General features: G+C 49.6%; 2 protein-coding genes. Both read left to right on the forward strand.

The features are described from left to right. The first annotated feature begins 270 nt into the window (after positions 1 to 270). Positions 271 to 1,554: a glutamine synthetase family protein gene (locus tag RUMCAL_RS04680; protein WP_021681433.1), complete on the forward strand. Its 1,284-nt coding sequence runs from the start codon at positions 271 to 273 to the stop codon at positions 1,552 to 1,554. Between the two features lie 44 nt (positions 1,555 to 1,598). After that, complete coding sequence (locus tag RUMCAL_RS04685; protein ID WP_147329995.1) at positions 1,599 to 2,171, forward strand: ANTAR domain-containing response regulator; 573 nt, start codon at positions 1,599 to 1,601, stop codon at positions 2,169 to 2,171. The last annotated feature ends 44 nt before the right edge of the window (positions 2,172 to 2,215 follow it).

A 2,215-nucleotide genomic window follows, 5' to 3' on the forward strand; every position in this document is an offset into this window, starting at 1 on the left:
GCCAGACGCTCTTTGTGCGGTATTGCCTTATATCCTTAAATTTCAGATTTTCCATTGATAGCCTCCCATAAAGCTTTGAAATTCAGCTTTCAATATATGTCTTTTTAAGTTCTTCGGAAAAAGCTTTTTATTATTCTATTTACATTATATCATAGTTTCTTATCTTTTTCAATACGGAATTCGTTTTTTTACATATTGTACACATTCTAATTGCTTTATCAAGAAACATATATTGTATACTAAAAATAGTATACTTTCAGGAGGTATCATATGTTTTTTTCTGAAACTGACCTATCCGACTTCATCGAGGAAAATGACGTAAAATTTATTCGCATGACCTTTTGCGACACGTTTGGAAATATGAAAAATATTGCCATCATGCCACGGGAACTGCACCGTGCCATTACAGACGGCATTCCGTTCAATGCCACCGGACTGCTGGAGGCATCGCACCAGAACCTGCTGCTGAAACCGGACACCTCTACCCTGTCCATTCTGCCGTGGCGGCCCCAGTCCGGTCGTGTGGTACGTTTCTTCTGTAAACTGTACCACATGGACGGCACTCCCTACGAAGGCGATCTTCGCCGCAATCTGCGGGAAACCATGAAGTCCCTTCAGAATCAGGGCTATCAGTGTGAAATGGGCACCCGCTGCGAGTTCTACCTGTTCGAAACCGACATGGAGGGCAAGCCTACCAAGAAGCCCTGCGATCAGGGCGGCTATCTGGACGTGGCTCCGCTGGACAAATGCGAAAACACCCGCCGCGAGATCTGCCTGTCGCTGGAGGAAATGGGACTGAACCCTACCACCTCCTGCCACAAGCACGGCCCCGGACAAAACGAGATCGACTTCGCATGCAGCAATCCGCTGACAGCTGCCGACAACATGGCTCACTACAAGACCGTAGTCAAGACCATTGCGGCACAGAATGGCTTCTACGCTTCGTTTATGCCGAAGCCGTTCAAGGACTGCAGCGGCAGCGGGCTGAAGATCATCCTGTGCATCAAGAAAGACGACAAGAGCATTTTCGGCAACAGCCACGAAGCCCTTACCCCGGAGGGCAGAGCCTTTATTGCCGGAATCCTCAATCGGGTACGGGAATTCACCATGTTCTCCAACCCCACGATCAACTCCTACGACCGCTTCGGCTATCGTGCGGCACCCTCCCGCATCAACTGGTCCGAGGAAAACCGCATTCCGCTGGTACAGCTGCTGTATGCTCCGGGTCGGGACGGCTCCATTGAATTCCGTTCCGCTGACGCATACTGCAATCCGTACATCACATTCCAGATGCTGCTGAGTGCCGGCATGGCAGGAATCCAGAACAACGAGGAACTGTCCGACAACATGAATGCAGCAAATGAAAATTCTGCCATTCCCACACTTCCCCACTCCCTGGAAGAATCTATCCAGCTGGCACTGGAAAGCGAATTTGTCCGTAACACTGTGCCCAAGGCAATTCTCCACGATTTTTCCGCGGCAATGCAGAAAGAAGTCGATGCCTATCATCTGGCAAAAGATCCGGAAGCATTCTGCTTCGACCGATATTTTTAAGCAGCCGGAAAACTGCAATCTGAAAAAGAGGAGGAAACACAACGGTGTATTCAGAACGCACGTTAATGATCTCCGGCTCTGAAAAAGGACTGGACAGTGTCACCAGCTTTTTGAAAGCCTGTGGCTGCGGCTCCGTTGCAGTCATCTCCAGCGGCAGCGAAGCAAGACGCATGATTCCTCATGATGACTTTGACCTGATTTTGATCAACACGCCGCTGAAAGACGAATTCGGACACCAGCTGGCAGTGAAACTCTGTGAGTCCACATGTTCCGGTGTCATTCTGATCTGCAAGGCAGATCTGGCAGAGGAAATGACCAATCGCACCAGTGACTACGGAGTCTGTGTGGTTCCCAAGCCGCTGAACAAGCAGGAACTGTTACAGGCGATCCGCATGGGAAGTGCCTTTCGCCATCGTTTGCTGGGGCTGCAAAAGGAAAACAACAAGCTTCGTGCCAAGTTAGAGGAACTGCGGTACGTTTCCCGTGCAAAGTTCCTGCTGATCACGGAACAGGGCATGTCGGAAGAAGCTGCACACCGTTACATTGAGAAAAGTGCAATGGACACCAGACGCACCCGAAAAGAGGTTTCTCTGGAAATCATTGCAAAATATGAATAAGCGTCTGCTTATCTAAGGCAATACCGCACAAAGAGCGTCTGGCG

This window comes from Ruminococcus callidus ATCC 27760, from assembly GCF_000468015.1.
Taxonomy (GTDB): Bacteria; Bacillota; Clostridia; order Oscillospirales; family Ruminococcaceae; genus Ruminococcus_C; species Ruminococcus_C callidus.